25 protein-coding genes are annotated in these 21,773 nt (G+C 48.5%); 12 read left to right on the top strand and 13 right to left on the bottom strand.

The annotated features are described in order from the left end of the window. The first annotated feature begins 30 nt into the window (after window positions 1-30). The 4 genes from solA (at window position 31) to BEB42_RS00515 (ending at window position 2,717) form a co-directional block, all read left to right on the top strand. Window positions 31-1,149, top strand: coding sequence for an N-methyl-L-tryptophan oxidase (gene solA, locus BEB42_RS00500; protein WP_105267109.1), 1,119 nt, complete (start codon window positions 31-33; stop codon window positions 1,147-1,149). 47 nt (window positions 1,150-1,196) lie between these two features. Beyond that, window positions 1,197-1,310 carry a YceO family protein gene (locus BEB42_RS00505; protein ID WP_001253418.1) on the top strand — a complete coding sequence of 38 codons (114 nt, stop codon included), beginning with the start codon at window positions 1,197-1,199 and terminating at the stop codon, window positions 1,308-1,310. Between the two features lie 261 nt (window positions 1,311-1,571). Further along, window positions 1,572-2,138: a cytochrome b gene (locus BEB42_RS00510; RefSeq protein ID WP_001353289.1), complete on the top strand. Its 567-nt coding sequence runs from the start codon at window positions 1,572-1,574 to the stop codon at window positions 2,136-2,138. Between the two features lie 3 nt (window positions 2,139-2,141). Beyond that, window positions 2,142-2,717: a YceI family protein gene (locus BEB42_RS00515; protein ID WP_000749275.1), complete on the top strand. Its 576-nt coding sequence runs from the start codon at window positions 2,142-2,144 to the stop codon at window positions 2,715-2,717. A 41-nt stretch (window positions 2,718-2,758) separates the two neighbouring features. Here the strand turns inward: BEB42_RS00515 and trhO are convergent, their stop codons facing one another. Further along, entirely contained in the window at window positions 2,759-3,811 is a 1,053-nt protein-coding gene (gene trhO, locus BEB42_RS00520; RefSeq protein WP_001353290.1) for an oxygen-dependent tRNA uridine(34) hydroxylase TrhO, read from the bottom strand. 224 nt (window positions 3,812-4,035) lie between these two features. Between trhO and lpxL the strand changes: the two genes are divergently transcribed. The 3 genes from lpxL to BEB42_RS00535 all read left to right on the top strand — a co-directional run bounded on the left by lpxL (window position 4,036) and on the right by BEB42_RS00535 (window position 6,812). Continuing rightward, a complete protein-coding gene (lpxL, locus tag BEB42_RS00525) occupies window positions 4,036-4,956 on the top strand; it encodes a kdo(2)-lipid IV(A) lauroyltransferase (RefSeq protein WP_001353291.1) in 921 nt (306 codons plus the stop codon). 172 nt (window positions 4,957-5,128) lie between these two features. Next, window positions 5,129-6,355, top strand: a complete 1,227-nt coding sequence (gene mdtG, locus BEB42_RS00530) for a multidrug efflux MFS transporter MdtG (protein ID WP_000074172.1) — start codon at window positions 5,129-5,131, stop codon at window positions 6,353-6,355. Window positions 6,356-6,437: 82 nt separating this feature from the next. Further along, window positions 6,438-6,812, top strand: a complete 375-nt coding sequence (locus tag BEB42_RS00535) for a MysB family protein (RefSeq protein ID WP_000180056.1) — start codon at window positions 6,438-6,440, stop codon at window positions 6,810-6,812. Here BEB42_RS00535 and BEB42_RS00540 read toward each other — a convergent pair whose 3' ends face one another. From BEB42_RS00540 to mdoG, 3 genes are all read right to left on the bottom strand, one after another. Then, window positions 6,813-7,040 carry a YceK/YidQ family lipoprotein gene (locus tag BEB42_RS00540; protein ID WP_001211028.1) on the bottom strand — a complete coding sequence of 76 codons (228 nt, stop codon included), beginning with the start codon at window positions 7,038-7,040 and terminating at the stop codon, window positions 6,813-6,815. 170 nt (window positions 7,041-7,210) lie between these two features. Continuing rightward, on the bottom strand, window positions 7,211-9,754 hold the full coding sequence (mdoH, locus tag BEB42_RS00545) for a glucans biosynthesis glucosyltransferase MdoH (protein ID WP_001353292.1): 2,544 nt from the start codon (window positions 9,752-9,754) through the stop codon (window positions 7,211-7,213). Further along, on the bottom strand, window positions 9,747-11,282 hold the full coding sequence (gene mdoG, locus BEB42_RS00550; protein WP_001300662.1) for a glucans biosynthesis protein MdoG: 1,536 nt from the start codon (window positions 11,280-11,282) through the stop codon (window positions 9,747-9,749). Before mdoG ends, mdoH begins: the two co-directional genes overlap by 8 nt. 393 nt (window positions 11,283-11,675) lie before the next feature. Here mdoG and mdoC point away from each other — a divergent pair, with 393 nt between their 5' ends. Further along, on the top strand, window positions 11,676-12,833 hold the full coding sequence (mdoC, locus tag BEB42_RS00565) for a glucans biosynthesis protein MdoC (RefSeq protein WP_105267110.1): 1,158 nt from the start codon (window positions 11,676-11,678) through the stop codon (window positions 12,831-12,833). A gap of 7 nt (window positions 12,834-12,840) precedes the next feature. Here mdoC and clsC read toward each other — a convergent pair whose 3' ends face one another. The 6 genes from clsC to csgB all read right to left on the bottom strand — a co-directional run bounded on the left by clsC (window position 12,841) and on the right by csgB (window position 16,666). Then, window positions 12,841-14,322, bottom strand: a complete 1,482-nt coding sequence (gene clsC / locus BEB42_RS00570; RefSeq protein ID WP_001353293.1) for a cardiolipin synthase ClsC — start codon at window positions 14,320-14,322, stop codon at window positions 12,841-12,843. Next, a complete protein-coding gene (gene ymdB / locus BEB42_RS00575; protein ID WP_000857405.1) occupies window positions 14,264-14,797 on the bottom strand; it encodes an O-acetyl-ADP-ribose deacetylase in 534 nt (177 codons plus the stop codon). Before ymdB ends, clsC begins: the two co-directional genes overlap by 59 nt. 94 nt (window positions 14,798-14,891) lie before the next feature. Then, window positions 14,892-15,203: a protein YmdA gene (gene ymdA / locus BEB42_RS00580; RefSeq protein WP_105267111.1), complete on the bottom strand. Its 312-nt coding sequence runs from the start codon at window positions 15,201-15,203 to the stop codon at window positions 14,892-14,894. Window positions 15,204-15,323: 120 nt separating this feature from the next. Beyond that, window positions 15,324-15,656 (bottom strand): curli assembly chaperone CsgC, encoded by a 333-nt coding sequence (gene csgC / locus BEB42_RS00585; RefSeq protein ID WP_000992818.1) that lies wholly within the window; start codon window positions 15,654-15,656, stop codon window positions 15,324-15,326. 58 nt (window positions 15,657-15,714) lie between these two features. Then, window positions 15,715-16,170, bottom strand: coding sequence for a curli major subunit CsgA (gene csgA / locus BEB42_RS00590; protein ID WP_000771423.1), 456 nt, complete (start codon window positions 16,168-16,170; stop codon window positions 15,715-15,717). Between the two features lie 40 nt (window positions 16,171-16,210). Further along, window positions 16,211-16,666, bottom strand: a complete 456-nt coding sequence (csgB, locus tag BEB42_RS00595; RefSeq protein WP_001360656.1) for a curli minor subunit CsgB — start codon at window positions 16,664-16,666, stop codon at window positions 16,211-16,213. A gap of 754 nt (window positions 16,667-17,420) precedes the next feature. On the opposite strand from csgB, the gene csgD reads away from it, so the two are divergent. Genes csgD through csgG form a run of 4 tightly spaced genes read left to right on the top strand, consistent with a single transcriptional unit; the run spans window position 17,421 to window position 19,766 of the window. After that, on the top strand, window positions 17,421-18,071 hold the full coding sequence (gene csgD, locus BEB42_RS00610; protein WP_000481500.1) for a biofilm master transcriptional regulator CsgD: 651 nt from the start codon (window positions 17,421-17,423) through the stop codon (window positions 18,069-18,071). A 4-nt stretch (window positions 18,072-18,075) separates the two neighbouring features. Beyond that, entirely contained in the window at window positions 18,076-18,465 is a 390-nt protein-coding gene (csgE, locus tag BEB42_RS00615; protein ID WP_000833288.1) for a curli production assembly/transport protein CsgE, read from the top strand. A 24-nt stretch (window positions 18,466-18,489) separates the two neighbouring features. Then, window positions 18,490-18,906 carry a curli production assembly/transport protein CsgF gene (gene csgF / locus BEB42_RS00620; RefSeq protein WP_001264088.1) on the top strand — a complete coding sequence of 139 codons (417 nt, stop codon included), beginning with the start codon at window positions 18,490-18,492 and terminating at the stop codon, window positions 18,904-18,906. A 26-nt stretch (window positions 18,907-18,932) separates the two neighbouring features. Further along, complete coding sequence (gene csgG / locus BEB42_RS00625) at window positions 18,933-19,766, top strand: curli production assembly/transport protein CsgG (RefSeq protein WP_001189321.1); 834 nt, start codon at window positions 18,933-18,935, stop codon at window positions 19,764-19,766. A 63-nt stretch (window positions 19,767-19,829) separates the two neighbouring features. On the opposite strand, the gene BEB42_RS00630 is transcribed toward csgG, so the two are convergent. The 3 genes from BEB42_RS00630 to ycdX all read right to left on the bottom strand — a co-directional run bounded on the left by BEB42_RS00630 (window position 19,830) and on the right by ycdX (window position 21,738). After that, entirely contained in the window at window positions 19,830-20,321 is a 492-nt protein-coding gene (locus tag BEB42_RS00630; RefSeq protein ID WP_001340063.1) for a DUF1097 domain-containing protein, read from the bottom strand. Window positions 20,322-20,422: 101 nt separating this feature from the next. Further along, window positions 20,423-20,977, bottom strand: a complete 555-nt coding sequence (gene ycdY / locus BEB42_RS00635; protein ID WP_001001912.1) for a molecular chaperone YcdY — start codon at window positions 20,975-20,977, stop codon at window positions 20,423-20,425. A 23-nt stretch (window positions 20,978-21,000) separates the two neighbouring features. Then, a complete protein-coding gene (gene ycdX, locus BEB42_RS00640; protein WP_000283651.1) occupies window positions 21,001-21,738 on the bottom strand; it encodes a zinc-binding phosphatase in 738 nt (245 codons plus the stop codon). Window positions 21,739-21,773 lie beyond the last annotated feature (35 nt).

Consider the following 21,773-nt stretch of genomic DNA (forward strand, 5'->3'; position numbering starts at 1 on the left):
TGCTTAAACCATGAGAGCAGAGAGAAAAAAATGAAATACGATCTCATCATTATTGGCAGCGGTTCCGTAGGCGCTGCCGCCGGGTATTATGCAACCCGTGCCGGTTTAAACGTGCTAATGACCGACGCCCATATGCCACCGCATCAACACGGCAGCCACCACGGCGATACGCGATTAATTCGCCATGCTTATGGTGAAGGCGAAAAGTATGTCCCGCTGGTCCTCCGCGCGCAAACGCTGTGGGATGAACTCTCCCACCACAACGAAGAAGATCCCATTTTTGTACGCTCTGGCGTCATTAACCTTGGCCCGGCTGATTCCACATTTCTCGCCAACGTCGCCCACAGCGCCGAACAGTGGCAACTCAACGTTGAAAAGCTCGATGCGCAAGGGATTATGGCACGCTGGCCAGAAATACGCGTCCCGGACAACTACATCGGCTTATTTGAGACTGATTCCGGCTTTTTACGCAGCGAACTGGCGATTAAAACCTGGATCCAACTGGCGAAGGAAGCGGGTTGTGCGCAGTTGTTTAACTGCCCGGTCACCGCAATTCGTCATGACGATGATGGCGTAACTATTGAAACCGCTGACGGTGAGTATCAGGCGAAAAAGGCGATTGTCTGCGCGGGAACATGGGTAAAAGATCTGCTCCCGGAACTGCCTGTCCAGCCCGTACGCAAAGTATTTGCCTGGTATCAGGCCGATGGTCGCTATAGCGTGAAGAATAAATTCCCGGCGTTTACCGGTGAACTGCCCAATGGCGATCAATATTATGGTTTTCCGGCAGAAAACGACGCGTTGAAGATTGGCAAACATAACGGAGGCCAGGTTATCCATTCAGCGGATGAACGTGTTCCGTTTGCGGAAGTGGCCAGTGATGGGTCAGAAGCCTTCCCGTTCTTGCGCAATGTATTGCCGGGTATCGGTTGCTGCCTGTACGGCGCTGCCTGCACCTATGATAATTCGCCTGACGAAGATTTTATTATCGATACTCTACCCCGCCACGATAATACACTGCTCATTACCGGCCTGAGCGGGCACGGTTTTAAATTTGCGTCAGTTTTAGGGGAAATAGCTGCCGATTTTGCGCAAGACAAAAAAAGCGATTTTGATTTGACGCCATTCAGGCTTTCCCGCTTCCAATAATCATCATTACGGCCTCCAGAATGAGGCCGTTTTTACAGGAGTATTTAATGCGTCGGCTGTTGCACTATCTCATCAATAATATTCGCGAGCATCTGATGCTTTATCTTTTTCTCTGGGGACTGTTGGCAATTATGGACCTGATCTACGTGTTTTATTTTTAGTTTTTCCGCACTGACATAAACTGACAAATATTTAATCTCCCTTTCATTTAGCGTGAAAAATTGAATGAGATTCTTCCTGCCTCTACAGCACTCACCAGACCTTCCAGATGCTGAACCCACTAAACTTATGAAGATTCTTTCATTATTAATTCAAAATTATTGAAATAAAAATAAATATCATTCAATTTGTTATTTTTGTGTTGCAATTCATTCTCCGACACGCCATTTTCTTTCTCTCGCAAATTCGTTTTGGATGCACTTATGTCATTCACAAATACCCCTGAACGCTATGGTGTTATATCTGCGGCCTTCCATTGGCTAAGCGCAATTATTGTCTATGGCATGTTTGCTTTAGGTCTGTGGATGGTCACGCTCAGTTATTACGATGGCTGGTATCACCAGGCACCGGAACTGCATAAAAGCATCGGCATTTTGTTAATGATGGGGCTGGTTATTCGCGTTCTGTGGCGTGTCATATCTCCACCGCCGGGTCCGCTGCCGAGTTATTCGCCCATGACTCGTCTTGCAGCAAAAGCTGGACATCTCGCATTGTACCTATTGCTGTTCACCATCGGCATCAGCGGCTATCTGATCTCAACTGCCGATGGTAAACCGATCAGCGTTTTTGGCTGGTTTGACGTCCCCGCGACCCTCGCCGACGCTGGCGCACAGGCTGACTTTGCCGGTGCCGTGCATTTTTGGCTCGCGTGGAGCGTCGTAGTACTGTCCGTTATGCACGGATTTATGGCCCTGAAGCATCATTTCATCGATAAAGACGACACTCTGAAGCGCATGCTGGGAAAGTCGTCATCTGACTATGGAGTATAAAAAATGAAAAAAAGCCTGCTTGGTTTAACCTTCGCTTCCATGATGTTCTCTGCGGGTTCAGCGGTTGCCGCCGATTACAAAATTGACAAAGAAGGTCAGCACGCCTTTGTTAATTTCCGCATCCAGCACCTTGGCTACAGCTGGTTATATGGCACCTTTAAAGATTTCGACGGTACTTTTACCTTTGATGAAAAAAATCCCGCTGCCGATAAAGTGAATGTGACAATTAACACCACCAGCGTCGATACTAATCACGCCGAACGCGATAAACATCTTCGCAGTGCGGATTTCCTCAATACCGCAAAATATCCACAGGCAACATTCACCTCCACTAGCGTAAAGAAAGACGGTGATGAGCTGGATATTACCGGCGATCTGACGCTGAACGGGGTCACCAAACCCGTCACGCTGGAAGCGAAATTAATTGGTCAGGGCGACGACCCGTGGGGCGGTAAACGTGCAGGCTTTGAGGCCGAAGGCAAAATTAAGCTCAAAGACTTCAATATCAAGACAGATTTAGGTCCAGCTTCTCAGGAAGTGGATCTGATTATTTCAGTGGAAGGCGTACAGCAGAAGTAAGCGTGAAATGTTGCCGGATGACACGCATCCGGCAATGATATTTATTCTGTTGGATCAGGAATGCCCAGTGTTGTATTCAGACGTCCACGAGACTTATTAAAGATCTTATTGCCATTTTCACGTCCTGCCCGACGGCGTCGCTGTTCTTCTGGCGGTAACGCGCTTTCTTCGCAGCAAATCTCACTGCAACAACCTTTGTATTTTTCTGCACATACTGGACACTGAATAAACAGCAGGTGGCAGCCATCATTTTTACAGTTGGTATGGCTATCGCACGGCGCACCGCACTGGTGGCAATGCGCGATAATCTCATCAGAGATACGTTCGCCCATCCGCTCGTCAAACACAAAATTTTTGCCAATAAAACGCACCGGTAAGCCCTGCTCGCGCGCCTTACGGGCGTATTCAATAATTCCGCCTTCGATATGCCAGACTTTATTGAATCCGTTATGTTTCATCCAGGCACTGGCCTTTTCACAACGAATGCCGCCGGTGCAGTACATAACGATTTTTTTATCTTTATGTTCCTGCATCATCTCGACTGCTTTTGGCAGCTGCTCACGGAAGGTATCTGCCGGAATTTCCAGCGCGTTTTCAAAGTGCCCCACTTCATACTCATAGTGGTTACGCATGTCGATAAACAATGCATCGGGATCGTCAAGCATGGCGTTCACTTCTGCCGCTTGCAGATACTCACCAACATTGCTGGCATCAAAGTGAGGATCGTCAATACCGTCGGCTACGATGCGATCGCGCACCTTCATGCGCAGTACCCAGAAGGATTTCCCGTCATCATCCAACGCGATATTCAGGCGTAAGCCATCTAAAGCCGGGTCGAAGCCGTATAGCTGTGCGCGAAATGTTTCAACATTGCTCGCAGGTACACTGATTTGCGCGTTAATCCCCTCATGCGCCAGATACACTCGCCCAAAAATATTCAGCGCAGTAAACAGCTGATATAAAGCGTCACGGGTCGCTTTCGGATCGGCGATGTGGAAATACTTATAAAACGAAATGGTGGTGCGCGGTTCGCGCTCAGCCAACATTTTGGCTTTCAGCGCGTCGTTGGAAATGCGGTTGTGTAACACTGGCATGGTGTACGGTTCCTGCGAGATGGGAAAGTAAAAATCCGCGGCATGATATAGCAATTATCGATAATTAACATCCACACATTTTACGCTACATTTGCGCATTAAAAATTATTTATTATTTACAAGCGCGGTAATTTCGCCCAGTCTTCAGCCACAAATTTTGGTTGCGGGCGAAAAAATGCGACAATACATACAATTGCCCGAATAGGTTGAAAAACAGGATTGATATGACGAATCTACCCAAGTTCTCCACCGCACTGCTTCATCCGCGTTATTGGTTAACCTGGTTGGGTATTGGCGTACTTTGGTTAGTCGTGCAATTGCCCTACCCGGTTATCTACCGCCTCGGTTGTGGATTAGGAAAACTGGCGTTACGTTTTATGAAACGACGCGCAAAAATTGTGCATCGCAACCTGGAACTGTGCTTCCCGGAAATGAGCGAACAAGAACGCCGTGAAATGGTGGTGAAGAATTTCGAATCTGTTGGTATGGGGCTGATGGAAACCGGCATGGCGTGGTTCTGGCCAGACCGCCGGATCGCCCGCTGGACGGAAGTGATCGGCATGGAACACATTCGTGACGTGCAGGCGCAACAACGCGGCATCCTGTTAGTTGGCATCCATTTTCTGACTCTGGAGCTGGGTGCGCGGCAATTTGGTATGCAGGAACCCGGGATTGGCGTTTACCGCCCGAACGATAACCCACTGATTGACTGGCTACAAACCTGGGGCCGTTTGCGCTCAAATAAATCAATGCTCGATCGCAAAGATTTAAAAGGCATGATTAAAGCCCTGAAAAAAGGCGAAGTGGTCTGGTACGCACCGGATCATGATTACGGCCCGCGCTCAAGCGTTTTCGTCCCGTTGTTTGCCGTTGAGCAGGCTGCGACCACAACCGGAACCTGGATGCTGGCACGGATGTCCGGCGCATGTCTGGTGCCCTTCGTTCCACGCCGTAAGCCAGATGGCAAAGGGTATCAGTTGATTATGCTACCGCCAGAGTGTTCTCCGCCGCTGGATGATGCCGAAACCACCGCCGCATGGATGAACAAAGTGGTCGAAAAATGCATCATGATGGCACCAGAGCAGTATATGTGGTTGCACCGTCGCTTTAAAACACGTCCGGAAGGCGTTCCTTCACGCTATTAAATCTCCCATGCCGGATGCTTGAGAATGGCATCCGGCATTACCACAGCAAATCCCCCCTGATTTAGCGATAAAAGCTCTCTGGATTGCGCCCCCTGGAAGTCGGGCGCATAATTAGTGTGCTTATCTTTTCTTCTTATGTTCACCGCGCCTGGCGCACCAACAGCGGATTGCTATGTCACCCTGTGAAAATGACACCCCTATAAACTGGAAACGAAACCTGATCGTCGCCTGGCTAGGCTGTTTTCTTACCGGTGCCGCCTTCAGCCTGGTAATGCCCTTCTTACCCCTCTACGTTGAGCAGCTTGGCGTTACGGGCCACTCCGCCTTGAATATGTGGTCCGGTATTGTCTTCAGCATTACATTTTTATTTTCGGCCATCGCCTCACCGTTTTGGGGTGGACTCGCCGACCGTAAAGGCCGAAAACTCATGCTATTACGCTCTGCCCTCGGCATGGGCATCGTGATGGTGTTGATGGGGCTGGCACAAAATATCTGGCAGTTTTTGATCCTGCGGGCGCTGCTTGGTTTGCTTGGCGGATTTGTTCCCAACGCTAACGCACTGATCGCCACACAAGTACCGCGTAATAAAAGCGGCTGGGCGCTGGGTACGCTCTCCACAGGCGGCGTTAGCGGCGCGTTGCTCGGCCCAATGGCTGGTGGTTTGCTTGCCGATAGCTACGGCTTACGTCCGGTATTCTTTATTACCGCCAGTGTGCTGATACTTTGCTTTTTCGTCACCCTGTTTTGCATCCGAGAAAAATTCCAGCCAGTCAGCAAAAAAGAGATGCTGCATATGCGGGAAGTGGTGACATCACTTAAAAACCCGAAACTGGTACTCAGCCTGTTTGTCACCACGTTAATCATCCAGGTGGCGACGGGCTCAATTGCCCCCATTCTGACGCTGTATGTCCGCGAACTGGCGGGTAACGTCAGTAACGTCGCCTTTATCAGTGGCATGATCGCCTCGGTGCCAGGCGTGGCTGCTCTGCTGAGTGCACCACGACTCGGCAAACTTGGCGATCGAATCGGCCCCGAAAAGATCCTGATTACGGCGCTGATCTTTTCTGTACTGCTGTTGATCCCAATGTCTTATGTTCAGACGCCATTGCAACTTGGGATTTTACGTTTTTTGCTCGGTGCCGCGGATGGTGCATTACTCCCCGCCGTACAGACACTGTTAGTTTACAACTCGAGCAACCAAATCGCCGGGCGTATCTTCAGCTATAACCAATCGTTTCGTGATATTGGCAACGTTACCGGACCATTGATGGGAGCAGCGATTTCAGCGAACTACGGTTTCAGAGCGGTATTCCTCGTCACCGCTGGCGTAGTGTTATTCAACGCAGTCTATTCATGGAACAGTCTGCGCCGTCGTCGGATACCCCAGGTATCGAACTGATTTTTCGCCTTTCATACTTGCAAAAGCGGAGAATCAGCTATCCTTTTCCCTGAAACCTCATCAACTCAAAGGGAGAATCGTGATGACCATGTACGCAACGCTTGAAGAAGCCATTGATGCTGCACGCGAAGAATTTCTTGCAGACAACCCCGGCATCGACGCCGAAGACGCGAATGTGCAACAGTTCAATGCCCAAAAATACGTTTTGCAGGACGGCGACATCATGTGGCAAGTTGAGTTTTTTGCCGACGAAGGGGAAGAAGGTGAATGTTTACCCATGCTTAGCGGTGAAGCCGCGCAAAGTGTCTTTGACGGCGACTATGATGAGATAGAGATCCGCCAGGAGTGGCAGGAAGAGAATACATTACATGAATGGGACGAGGGGGAATTTCAGCTTGAGCCACCGCTGGATACGGAAGAAGGACGGGCAGCGGCTGATGAGTGGGATGAACGCTAATTACTCATACGGGCCATGATGAATGTCGATCGGCAGCAGTAAAGTATCGAAAACAAGGGAGAATGGCAGATCAAGGATCGTGACGTAACGCCAGGCGGAGTCACGCACGTCCCATTGCACACCAGGATAATATTGGTTGCCATGCCCCTGCCCCGGTATAGTGCGACTAATAATACTGCCGCAGCCACTCAACAAGGTCACCATAATACTGACCATGATGAAACGCATTTGATACCTCTCCCGTAAAAAAATACCGGCATAACGCCGGTATTTTTATTGGCTCGTTGTTTTTGCCGGATGCAGCGTGAACGCCTTGTCCGACCTACAAAATATTGCAAAATCAATACATCGTAGAACGTTGTAGGCCTGATAAGCGTAGCGCATCAGGCCACTACGTTTTATTGCGAAGCCGCATCCGGTTTACGCAATGCCAGCGGATTCAGCTTTATCCCTTCATAATAACTCACCCATGAAGAATATCTCTCAGGGGAATTCCAGACGCGGAAATGCAGACGGGCCATCGTCACCGGATCGCTTAGCAGCACCAGGCGACGATCGCGATTCAGCTTCTCTGGCGTCTCGTTCAGCGCCTGTTCAACGTGGCGATCACGGGCAATTTCCAGCACCTTACTGGCGCGGTGACGCGCCGTCGCCATGGCGGTTGCCAGAGCGTTAAATGACGGGTTAAACACCGCATGCATAAAGCCATCGTCGAGGGAGCGTTGACGATTCATCTCGAGGAAACGATCGGTATCAAGCAGTACCTGCGGCGGTGAATACTCTTCCGGGATCAGGAACAGTTTCCAGCGTTTGGTACGCAGACCCACTGTAGTACGGCTGGAGATCACCGAAACAAACGGTGACAGGATCAACGAGAAAACAATCGGTGCCAGCCAGAACAGGAAACGCAGATCCAGCCACGCCATACCAACCGCCCACACTAACCCCAGCAGCAGCTGAGAGCCGTGGCGTTTGAATGCTTCGCCCCAGGAAGTGGAGTCATCATCACGCTGCGGTGAATTCCACACCACTTCCCAGCCAAGGAAAGCGCTGACGACGAATACCGTATGGAACAGCATACGTACCGGAGCCAGCAACACGGAAAAAAGCACTTCCAGCAGCAGCGATAATGTAACGCGCCAGAAGCCGCCGTATTCTTTCGTTCCTTTGCACCAGATAAGCAAAATGCTCAATAACTTCGGCAGGAACAACAGCACCATAGTCGAAGCAAACAGCGCTATCGCCAGCTCAGGACGCCACTGCGGCCACACCGGGAACAACTGCCGTGGTTGCAGGAAGTATTGCGGTTCGGTCAACGCATGAACTACCTGCAATGCCGTAGAGAGCGCGAGGAACATAAACCACAGCGGCGCGGAGAGATAAGACATCACACCTGTCAGGAACACCGCACGGTGAACCGGGTGCATACCCTTAACCAGGAACAGACGGAAGTTCATCAGGTTACCGTGGCACCAGCGGCGGTCACGTTTTAGCTCATCAAGCAAGTTAGGCGGCAATTCTTCATAAGAACCCGGGAGATCGTAAGCAATCCACACCCCCCAACCTGCACGGCGCATCAACGCCGCTTCCACGAAGTCATGTGACAGGATTGAACCGGCAAAGGAACCTTCGCCCGGCAGCGGAGCCAGTGCGCAGTGCTCGATAAACGGTTTCACGCGGATAATCGCGTTATGTCCCCAGTAGTGCGACTCGCCAAGTTGCCAGAAGTGCAAACCGGCTGTAAACAGTGGCCCATACACGCGGGTCGCGAACTGCTGACAGCGCGCATACAGCGTATCCATACCGGACGCTTTCGGCGACGACTGAATGATCCCGGCGTTCGGGTTGGCTTCCATCAGGCGCACCAGCCCGCACAAACAATCACCGGTCATTACCGAGTCAGCATCCAGCACCACCATGTAGCTGTACTGGCTGCCCCAGCGACGGCAGAAGTCATCGATATTACCGCTTTTACGCTTCACGCGACGACGGCGGCGGCGATAGAAAATCTGACCTTCGCCACCGACTTCAGCGATCAGCTCCATCCAGGCTTTTTGCTCTGCGACGCAGATATCCGGGTTATAACTGTCACTCAGAATGTAGACATCAAAGTGTTTGGCATTCCCGGTGGCTTTTACTGATTCCCACGTTGCACGCAGGCCAGCAAAAACACGGTTCACGTCTTCGTTACAGATAGGCATGATCAACGCCGTGCGATGCTCCGGGTTTAATGGTTCATCGCCAACTGTCGACGCAGATATACTGTATTTATCGCGACCAATAAGCAGTTGCAGGAAGCCCATCAACGCCGTCCAGAATCCGGCGGACACCCAACAGAACAGCACCGCAAAGAGGATCAGGATACCGGTTTGCAGCATATAAGGCAGAAGCTGCATAAAGGAAACCCACACATCCTGACCAACCATATCCATAGGATTAATCAGCGCCCACCCCTGATAAGGAAGAATGGTCTTCATATACCAGGTCGCGACAACAGTTTGTGCGAGCGTCAGGATTAACAAAATGTAACGGCGGATAGTACCGACGGTACGCCACTTTTGCTCGCTTTCCTGCTCTTCTTTGGTCAAACGAGCCAGATAGCGCGGCGTGACATCGCGTCCACGCAGACGATCCCAGAAACGGCCTACCGGGTTGGTACGCCACGGGTCGGGAAACATCGAGGAGCGTTTTGCTTCTGGCATCGCCTTAAGCTGATCGCGCCCTTCATCGTCTTTAATTAACTGTCCATCAGCAAGTGAATCTGGCCAGGCTTGTTCCAGACGCGCCTTTACCGAGCCTTGCGGGGAGTCATCCTCCCGCGCCCAGGTGCGGTGTTCGGCATCCAGCGCCTGATGAACGGCGCGGATATCAGTCTTCGGCAATGCCGCTTTCTCGCTTGCGGCGATGGGCATTGCGTCAATGTACTCAGTTGTCTTATTCATTGGCAGGTAACTGGTAGCTCCAGGTTTCACTCAACGTCTGATCGGCATTCACCAGCGCAGCACGCATTTCAGTGGTTTTCTTGGCATCTTTCACTTTCACACGCATCACCAGACGCCAGCCTTTGGTAACCGGGTTATAGCGCACTGTGCTTTCAACTATCTCACCATTATCACCAATGCTGGTTTGCGCTGTGACCGGGGTATCCTCTGGCAGTTTTTTCATCTCTGCGCCGGTAAAATCGACCACAAAGGCGATAGTACCGTCAGGCTGGCGAATCAGGTTCGACTGCTTCACATCCCCCGTTGAACGACGCGTTTGTTGCACCCATGCGTTATCTGGTGCATGCAGTTTGTCTTCATCACGGCTAAAGGTGATGGTGTATTTAAAGTTCATCTCTTTACCCGGCTCCGGCAGCTGATCCGGCGTCCAGTAAGCGACGATGTTATCGTTGGTTTCATCGTTGGTTGGAATTTCCACCAGCTCAACGCTGCCTTTGCCCCACTCCCCTTTCGGAGTCACCCATGCGCTTGGACGGAGGTCGTAACGATCATCGAGATCTTCGAAGCGGGAGAAATCACGACCGCGCTGCAACAGACCGAAGCCTTGCGGATTTTCCATCGAGAAGCTGCTGACCGCTAAATGTTTCGGGTTATTCAACGGACGCCAGATCCATTCACCATTACCGGCATGGATAGAGAGACCGTTAGAGTCGTGCAACTCCGGGCGATAGTTATTTGCAGGCGAAGGTTGGTTCGGCCCAAACAGGAACATACTGGTTAACGGTGCAACCCCCAGTTTGCCGACTTTATCGCGCAGATAGATTTTCGACTGCACATCCACAACCGTGTCACGCCCTGGCATAACCACGAATTTGTAAGCACCTGTCGCACGCGGCGAGTCAAGCAATGCATAAATGGTTAAACGTTTATCAGTCGGTTTTGGACGCTCGATCCAGAACTCTTTGAAACGTGGAAATTCTTCACCCGATGGCAAGGCGGTATCAATTGCCAGACCGCGGGCAGAAAGGCCATAAACCTGACCTGCGCCAATCACGCGGAAATAGCTGGCCCCGAGCATGCTGACGATTTCATCGTTTTTATCTTTGCTGTTGATCGGGTAAAGCACTTTAAAACCGGCAAAACCAAGGTCTTTTACCGTGTCTTTATCATGCTGAACATCGCCGAAAGTGAAATAATCCGGGCTGTATTTGATTCGTTTGACTGCGGTGGCAGTCACTTCATTTATTTTGACCGGGGTATCGAAGTACATACCCTGATGGTAGAACTCGAGTTTGAATGGGGTCTTCAGATTGTTCCAGTACGCTTTGTCATGATTAAACTGGATCTGCTGATAGTCCGCGTATTTCATGTCGCGGAAAACGGAGGGCAAGTTGCTTTTAGGCGCCTCATAGCCTTTCCCGGCTAAGGATTGAGCTTGCTTTGCGACATCGTCAATACTGAAAGCCCAGCTTGAAGATGTATACAGGGTTAACATTACTGCAGCACTCAACCAACGCATTTTCATCATTTGTAGTTTATGTTTCATAATTAGTAAGCACTTCCCCCTTTGTGTGCTTATATCGATCCGATCTATTTTAATGGATAACCAGCCATTCCGACAACAGAATCCCGGTATCGTTCAGCACGCTGGCTCATGGATTAAGCACCTGATTGCAACCGTTTTCACTTTCCGTGCTTCTCCTAAAGACAGAAGCATCGACTTCGTGTAGGGTTTGCCAGCAAATTTATTTATCAACCGTCTTACAGACGCTTCCATTCTGGTTAGTGGTAGCGATGATGCTATGCATAAAAACCTTGAAGCCTGCGTCTGGCGCGGTCAGGTCGGTGTCGCTATGGCAACAAGCCTAAAGGCATAACCCGACAGGGATAAGACGAAAAATCCGAGATTAGTTAACCATATATGAATCCAGTACCCGCGCAACGTGAATATTTCCTCGACTCCATCCGCGCCTGGCTGATGTTGTTAGGGATCCCTTTTCATATTTCTTTAATCTATTCGAGCCATACATGGCATGTGAATAGCGCCGAACCGTCATTGTGGCTGACCCTTTTTAATGACTTCATCCACTCGTTCCGCATGCAGGTATTTTTCGTTATATCCGGGTACTTTTCTTACATGCTTTTTTTACGCTATCCCCTGAAAAAATGGTGGAAAGTACGTGTCGAACGTGTAGGGATCCCGATGTTAACAGCCATCCCCCTACTGACATTGCCGCAATTTATTATGCTGCAATACGTCAAAGGGAAAGCGGAAAGTTGGCCTGAGCTGTCATTGTATGACAAATATAATACGTTGGCCTGGGAATTAATATCACACCTGTGGTTTTTACTGGTGTTAGTGGTCATGACGACGCTGTGCGTATGGATATTTAAACGCATCAGAAATAATTTAGAAAATTCTGATAAAACGAATAAAAAATTCTCGATGGTAAAATTATCGGTGATTTTTTTGTGCCTCGGCATCGGTTATGCGGTAATAAGAAGAACGATTTTTATTGTGTATCCACCCATTCTGAGTAACGGCATGTTCAATTTTATTGTCATGCAAACGTTATTTTATTTGCCGTTCTTTATCCTCGGCGCACTGGCTTTCATTTTCCCTCATCTTAAAGCCTTGTTTACCACGCCGTCTCGTGGCTGTACCCTTGCAGCAGCATTGGCGTTTGTCGCTTATTTACTCAACCAGCGCTATGGCAGTGGCGATGCCTGGATGTACGAAACCGAGTCGGTGATTACCATGGTCCTCGGTCTGTGGATGGTGAATGTGGTCTTCTCCTTCGGCCACCGTTTGCTTAACTTCCAGTCAGCGCGGGTGACTTACTTTGTTAACGCATCGCTATTTATCTATCTGGTTCACCACCCGTTAACGCTGTTTTTCGGCGCGTACATTACACCGCACATCACCTCCAACTGGCTTGGTTTTCTCTGTGGCCTGATATTCGTAGTAGGGATTGCGATAATTCTGTATGAAATTCATTTACGCATCCCGTTACTGAAGTTTTTGTTCTCTGGTAAACCGGTTGTTAAGCGTGAGAACGATAAAGCACCAGCCCGTTAAGCCGCGTTTACAATAACCATTCCACAGGCAATATCGACGCCAGTCTGACCATAACCCGCTTCCAGAAACTGGTAGCGGGTTCTTTTTTGAGAACAATTTCTTTCTTTGCATGACGATCAACCCAGTTGATCCGCCCCCACCTGTCCAGACGGAGCTGCCAGGCCGCATCATACTGGCTCTGAATAAAGCGTTTATCAATTAACTGTGCCAGCGTTTCGCTCTCTATCACGAACCCCATTTCAGTATTGAGCAATGTCGAACGTGGATCGAAATTGAAAGAGCCAATAAACACCGTTTTACCATCGATGCTAAAGGTTTTAGCATGCAGGCTGGCACCGGAATTACCGGTTATGCCGCGATCGTGTAACGTACTACTTTGTTCACGCGTCGGCTTGAGTTCATATAATTCCACGCCGTAGCGGAGCAATTTTTTGCGCCAGCGCGCGTATCCGGCATGGACGACAGCAACATCGTTAGCGGCAAGAGAATTGGTTAGGATCGCAATCTTTACCCCTTTTCTCACCATCCGTAAGAGTTGCGCCACACCTGCGCGTGTCGGTACAAAATAGGAAGAGATAATATCGATGCGTTCACTGGGTGAGCCCATGATATCGAACAGGCGTTGCGGTAACAGTGAATGCCGTTTTGCCTTGCCTTCCCCTTTCGCCGGATCATCACTTAATAAACGTGTTTTCGCCCAGATAAGCGGCAACGTTCCATCAACCAGATGATTTATAAACGGGCTGGATTCCATTTTGCGTAAATAACGATGCGTCATGGCATCGTCATGCCAGGAGGCGGGTAACTCGATGCGATCCGCCATTTCACCTTCCGGGACATCCAGCACCTGCTGTAAGGGTGAAACCGATTTACAATACCAGTAGCGGGCGAAATCATCGGCAACGTCCTCTACAACTGGTCCTATTGCCATGACATCTAAATCCGAAAAAAGTGGCTCTTCCCCTGCACCAAAATAGGCATCACCAATATTTCGTCCCCCTACCAGCGTCACCACGCCATCGACAGTGAAACTTTTATTGTGCATACGGCGATTGAGACGGGAAAAGTCGGTGATATAACCAAGCGGACGTAGCAAGCGAAACGAGAAAGGATTAAAAAGCCGGACTTCAATGCGGGGATGACTGTCAAGCAAGCGTAAAATGTCGTCAAGTCCGGGTGTATTGTTGTCGTCCAGCAACAAACGGACGCGAACGCCACGCTTTGCTGCGGCTAACAGGGCGGAAAACAGTAACCGACCCGACATATCGTCCTGCCAGATGTAATACTGAACATCCAGCGTATGCTCTGCCATTTCGGCCAGACGATACCGGGCGGCAAACGCATCCAGACTTTTCTCCAGAGGGAAAAGGCCACACTGACCGGGATGTTGCGAACACAGTGGCAGCACCGCGCTCGCCAGCCGGGGCAAATCATTCATCTCCTTGTTGGGTAAGGAGTCTTTCGTAGAGGTGGGCGTTTTCTTCATCATAACAGACAAAGTATACCTGTTCGGGTAAAGCGTGACGGGTAATAAATTCTGAAACGGTTTTTACTGCGATTTCAGCCGCTGCCGCACGAGGGTAACCATAAACCCCAGTACTAATTGCAGGAAAAGCCACTGACGTATAGCTGTTTGCCGCCACCAGTCGTAGGCTATTGAGATAGGCATCCTGCAAAAGCTGGTCTTCGTTTTGTTCACCACCACGCCAGACTGGCCCGACGGTGTGCACTACGGCTTTCGCGGGAAGATCGCCTGCAAGCGTAATAACGGCATGCCCCGTAGGGCAATCGCCCTGCTGCTGCCTGACTTTTAAACAGGCATCCAGCAGGGCCGGACCCGCTGCGCGATGAATGGCCCCATCGACGCCGCCGCCTCCCATTAATGACGGATTAGCCGCATTCACAATCACATCAACGGCCAGTTTGGTAATATCACCCTGCACAACATGAATACGCGTTTTCATAACGCCTCCTTACACCTTCTTGTTTCTTAAGTGTACAGCAGGCTTTTTGGTTAAATCGCATTTTTCTGCTCAGCAAGGTGAGTTGTTCAGAAACTTAGTTATATTCGATGTTCATTACAGCCAGCTTTTTCTGTTTATCAAGATACTGCACTTTTACTGAGGCTATTTGCGCGTTTTTAACATTGCCGCTCATTAACGCTTTGCTGGAATAGGTTCTGCCCGGAACAGAGCCATTCTGTGGGTAGTTCATTTCTACGGGTGATGACTGGGTGCTGACGTCACATGCCGGTTCCACAATTTGGCCATAAAAATGGATCACGCCCCCTTGCGCGGTGCTTCCTGCGATGGCAATAAAAGGAAAAAACAAACTGCCGAGCATAAGAGAGTTTAAAAAAGGTCTGAACATTTATTCTATTTCCTCAATGATTAGTCATCCTTGAGGGTTGTGTTATCCATACTTTCAGGTTGGCTGATCCGCAGCAGACCATTCTCTCCAGATTCATCTTATGCTCGATATTTCAACAAATTAAGACTTTTCTGAAGAGGGCGGCCATTGTTGTGATAAATGAAGTGACTGTCCATCAGAAACAGTAACAACTATTTTCACCCGATCGTCCGGGGAAATATTTAAACTCAACTTCGTCAAAGCAATGGGTTGATTAGCAGGCAATGAGAGGGTCTTTTCTTGCTTCGTCTGACTTTGCCCTGAACTGCCTTCGCGCAGGGACAATATTTGTACTCTGCACAGACAAGATTGAGTAAGAGTGACTTCAGGAATAATGGTGTACATATCCCCTTGCTGGGTCGTATTAAAGGTTATCTGACTGGAAAGTGCCGCAAGGAGTAATAACGCATTCATATTCTTCTCCCGAAAAAAAACAGGGCTTGCGCCCTGTTTCTTTAATACAGAGGATGTATTAGTACTGATGAGCGGTCGCGTTGTTGCCAAAACCAACCTGAGTAACGTTTACGCTAGAGTTAGATGCAGTTTGATCAACTGCAGCACCGTTACCACCACCAAACTGTTTAACAGTCATTTCAGAGTTTTTACCGTTCCACTGATCAAGAGTGGCACTGTTACCGAAGCCACGTTGGGTCAGATCGATTGAGCTGTCATCAGAGCCCTGACCAACATCTGCACCGTTACCGCCACCGTGCTGGGTAATCGTCAAGTCAGAGTTACGAGCATCAGTTTGCAGAGCAAGTGCAGAGTTACCACCACCGTACTGGTAAATATTCAGCTCTGAATTTGGGCCGCTATTATTACCGCCACCGCCATGGTGACCACCACCGCCATACTGAGGAATAGAACCTGCCAGAGCGCTACCAGAGAATACGATTGCTGCAATTGCTGCTACTTTTAAAAGTTTCATGTAAAACCCCCATCGGATTGATTTAAAAGTCGAATGGAAATTAACGTTGTGTCACGCGAATAGCCATTTGCGACTGTCTCTGCACTACAATTGCCGTTTTTTGAGTACCATACTGTGTAATATTTGCTTTATTACCAGAACCTTTCTGGATAATCATCGCAGTATTACCATAAGCACCTTGCGAAATACTGGCATCGTTGGCATTGCCCGCCTGATCAATATATGCAAGGTTATAATCTCCTGTCTGGTCAATCTTTGCCCGGTTGCTACTACCTTCTTGCGCAACAACCGCCAAAAGTTTTGAGCCTCCCTGCCGTAACTGAGCACTATTATTAGTCCCAGCTTGACCAATTATGGCTGCCTGATTAAATGAAGACTTACTCAATTCATTTACCGCGAAGTTATATTCTGAATTAGCTAAATCATAACCTGCTGCGGCTGCAATCCCAGGCGCACCCAGTATTGTTAACATCATAAATAACAATTTGTTTTTCATGTTGTCACCCTGGACCTGGTCGTACATTTAAGAAATTAAATCATTTCAACTTGGTTGTTAACGCAACCTGTATTTTGTTAACGCTGCGTTACGATGGAAAGTATGTCTGCGGAAATATTTTTAATAACTCACCCGCGCGTTGTATTTTTCTTTTTTTGTTCATACCAAAGTATTAAAACCCACGTAAATACGCTGTTATCTACGCAAAAAAATATTTTGTTTTCTTTTAAATTTCGGTTTTCCGCAATCAAAAATCACCAGACAGTCATTCTTCTTGCCCGTCGCTGATTGCTGCGATATGTCTTGCGCACAAGCCGTGACAAACCTCGTCTTTTTGCAGTAAAAAATTGTCCACGGAGGTGTGGAGAAAAAACAAGAACGTTTTACATGACGAAAGGACTACACCGAAATATTTTTTATATGCATTATTAGCAAGTTAGCACCATTTGTATGATTTTTTAAAATTGTGCAAGAAAAACCAAATGTACAACTTTTCTATCATTTCTAAACTTAATAAAACCTTAAGATTAACATTTTAATATAACGAGTTACATTTAGTTACATGTTTAACACTTGATTTAAGATTTGTAATGGCTAGATTGAAATCAGATGTAATCCATTAGTTTTATATTTTACCCATTTAGGGCTGATTTATTACTACACACAGCAGTGCAACATCTGTCAGTACTTCTGGTGCTTCTATTTTAGAGGCAGCTGTCAGGTGTGCGATCAATAAAAAAAGCGGGGTTTCATCATGTTTAATGAAGTCCATAGTATCCATGGTCATACATTATTGTTGATCACTAAACCTTCTTTGCAGGCGACAGCTCTCTTGCAGCACCTTAAACAATCGCTGGCAATTACAGGAAAATTACATAATATTCAACGTTCTCTGGACGATATATCTTCAGGCTCTATTATTCTTCTGGATATGATGGAAGCGGATAAAAAGCTTATCCATTATTGGCAGGATACTTTGAGCAGGAAAAACAACAATATCAAAATATTGTTGCTAAATACGCCTGAAGATTACCCGTACCGCGACATTGAAAACTGGCCTCATATCAACGGCGTTTTTTATGCCATGGAGGATCAAGAACGTGTTGTCAATGGGTTGCAAGGCGTCCTGCGCGGCGAATGCTACTTTACGCAAAAGCTTGCCAGTTACCTGATTACGCATTCAGGTAACTATCGTTATAACAGCACGGAATCAGCCCTCCTTACTCATCGGGAAAAAGAGATCCTGAATAAGCTGCGTATCGGCGCGTCTAATAACGAGATCGCTCGTTCGTTGTTCATCAGCGAAAATACGGTTAAAACGCATCTTTATAATCTTTTCAAGAAGATAGCCGTAAAAAACCGGACACAAGCGGTTTCCTGGGCAAACGATAACCTCAGGCGATAAAGCCATGAAACGTTATTTACGCTGGATTGTGGCGGCAGAATTCCTGTTCGCCGCAGGGAATCTTCACGCCGTTGAGGTAGAAGTCCCGGGCTTGTTAACTGACCATACTGTTTCATCTATTGGCCATGATTTTTACCGAGCCTTTAGTGATAAATGGGAAAGTGACTATACGGGTAACTTAACGATTAATGAAAGGCCCAGTGCACGATGGGGAAGTTGGATCACAATAACGGTCAATCAGGACGTTATTTTCCAGACTTTTTTATTCCCGTTGAAAAGAGACTTCGAAAAAACTGTCGTCTTTGCACTGATTCAAACTGAAGAAGCACTAAATCGTCGCCAGATAAATCAGGCGTTATTGAGTACGGGCGATTTGGCGCATGATGAATTCTAAATAAAAAATTGTTCGGAGGCTGCAATGCGTGTCAAACATGCAGTAGTTCTACTCATGCTTATTTCGCCTTTAAGTTGGGCTGGAACCATGACTTTCCAGTTCCGTAATCCAAACTTTGGTGGCAACCCAAATAATGGCGCTTTTTTATTAAATAGCGCCCAGGCACAGAACTCGTATAAAGATCCGAGCTATAACGATGACTTTGGTATTGAAACGCCATCAGCGTTAGATAACTTTACCCAGGCCATCCAGTCACAAATTTTAGGTGGGCTACTGTCGAATATTAATACCGGTAAACCGGGCCGCATGGTGACCAACGATTATATTGTCGATATCGCTAACCGCGATGGTCAATTGCAGTTGAATGTGACGGATCGCAAAACCGGACAAACCTCGACCATCCAGGTTTCGGGTTTACAAAATAACTCAACCGATTTTTAAGCCCCAGCTTCATAAGGAAAATAATCATGCAGCGCTTATTTCTTTTGGTTGCCGTCATGTTACTGAGCGGATGCTTAACCGCCCCGCCTAAAGAAGCCGCCAGACCGACATTAATGCCTCGTGCTCAGAGCTACAAAGATTTGACCCATCTGCCAGCGCCGACGGGTAAGATCTTTGTTTCGGTATACAACATTCAGGACGAAACCGGGCAATTTAAACCCTACCCGGCAAGTAACTTCTCCACTGCTGTTCCGCAAAGCGCCACGGCAATGCTGGTCACGGCATTGAAAGATTCTCGCTGGTTTATACCGCTGGAGCGCCAGGGCTTACAAAACCTGCTTAACGAGCGCAAGATTATTCGTGCAGCACAAGAAAACGGCACGGTTGCCATTAATAACCGAATCCCGCTGCAATCTTTAACGGCGGCAAATATCATGGTTGAAGGTTCGATTATCGGTTATGAAAGCAACGTTAAATCGGGCGGTGTTGGGGCAAGATATTTTGGGATCGGTGCAGACACGCAATACCAGCTCGATCAGATTGCCGTGAACCTGCGTGTCGTCAATGTGAGTACCGGTGAGATCCTCTCCTCGGTGAACACCAGTAAGACGATACTTTCCTATGAAGTTCAGGCGGGGGTCTTCCGCTTTATTGACTACCAGCGCTTGCTGGAAGGGGAAGTAGGTTACACCTCGAACGAACCCGTTATGCTGTGCCTGATGTCGGCTATCGAAACAGGCGTCATTTTCCTGATTAATGATGGTATCGACCGCGGTCTTTGGGATTTGCAGAACAAAGCAGAACGGCAGAATGACATTCTGGTGAAATACCGCCATATGTCGGTTCCACCGGAATCCTGATAGATAAAAATGCCGGAATTATCATCCGGCATTTTACTGTTCAAGCGAAAGCGTGAGTGCCCCTCACGCTTTATTTTTGATTTGCTGCTCACGGTGAGCCGTCTTTGCACTACGCGCCGCCAGCCACAAGCCGCTGTTTTTCATTGCGTAACCAAATACCAGTCCAAGCGCCAGCGAAGGTAACACCAGTTTCCAGTCACCCTGCCCGGCAAACGTCGCGCATGCGCCTATAAACGTCCCCGGAACAAATGAAAGCAGCAGCTGTTTCGCCTGAATACACATCAGAAACGCGACAATACCGGTTATGACATAACCGAGAATTTCCAGATGTGGTGCCAGTGCACTACCGTAAATAATGACCATCGCCCACACCACGCCACTAAGCAGGGTTGCAGCGGAGATCGCCAGCCCTTTCAGCCCACCTTGCGGGCAGGCAAAGTAGGCCGTACAGCCCAGGAAGCCCGCCCAGCTTAGTAAGCCCAGGGAAACAGCCACCCATCCCCAGATACCGGAGAGAATGCCTGTTGTGATTGCAATAGAGAGAAGTATGTTCATGCCGCGCATGATAGCAGAAAACGCGGCCATGAATGAGATCGAGCACACATTTTATGCAACAACAAATTATCTGTTGCAGTTATGAGTGATGGAGATCACATTTACTCTTCAGAATCTTCTTCCAGCTCGTCCCACATTGCACTAATAGCATCGCGGGTTAGCGGTGCCATGGTGCGCCAGAAAGGCGTAGTTGCATGGGCCTCCACTTTGCCAAGGAACGCACCACACCAGGGTAACAGATACTCACTGAACAGTGTTTCCAGTGCTTCGCTCTCATCTTCCGTTGACTGATCTTCCAGCCAGGAAGCCGCGAGCAGCAATGTACCGATGTGATCGGCTGGCGTATCCGCTAATGGCATCCCTCGTTCGGAAAGAAAAGCGCGCACTTCCGCTTCCGTCGAGCCCTCAACCCATGCGCTACGATATGGCGGCACAGCACATTCATCGCCGATAAACAACGCATTGTATTCGGCAGAGACCTGCGCCATATCACAGCTTTTCTGTAAACGTGTCAGTAACTCATCCTGCTCCAGTGGCCAGTTCGCAGCCAGTTTCCCCTCACGAATCAGGGTAAACAGCGGCACCAGTAAAGGATCTTGCGGTTGGCGGTAATAGAGCGAACCCAGCACACGACAGAGGATAGAAAACTCGTTCATTAATATATTTCCATTACTAGTAGTTAAAGGTCTGCAAATTCCGCAATCGGTGCCATACCGCGAGATTCAAGAAAGTTCAGTAAGCGGCGCGGAGAAACATTCAAAATGCGCTCTGGCGGAAAATCTACCGCGTCGAGGATTTTAAGACACTCTTCAAATTCCCCCATGGTAAACGCAGTGTGAGAATCCGAGCCTAATGCCACCCAACCTCCAGCGTCACGTACCGCTGCGGCTACCGCACGACAGTTGTCTTCACTGCCCTTACGTGAGTGTAAAAATGAGGAATTATTGATTTCCAGCGCCACCTGATGTTTCGCCGCAGCTTCAGAAACAGCTTTAAAATCAATTGGATATCGTGGATTTCCGGGATGACTTATTATATGCACATTGCCGCTGGCGATAGTGGCGATCATCGCTTGCGTATTGGTCGCTTTATCATGTGGTGCAAAAACCGGTTCATGAAAGCCGGCAATAATTAGATCCAGCGAATCAAACATTTTGCCACTGCAGTCAATTTCACCATCAACATTTTTAATGTTAGCTTCGATACCACGCAGGATCCCTACCCCATCGACCATTCGCGGCCAGATACGCATGTTAATGAAGTGCCAGTGATGCGGCGCATCTTCCATGTCCGGGCCATGATCGGTGATCGCAAAAAGTTTAATGCCCTTTTGTTTGGCCTGGGCAATATAATCACTTAATGTGCTATATGCATGCGTGCTGGCAACGGTATGCATATGAAGGTCGACGGGATACATAACTCTCTCCTGTATTCAATTCCCGCCAAGGATAG

Source organism: Escherichia sp. MOD1-EC5990 (assembly GCF_002965285.1).
Classification (GTDB): Bacteria; Pseudomonadota; Gammaproteobacteria; order Enterobacterales; family Enterobacteriaceae; genus Escherichia; species Escherichia coli_F.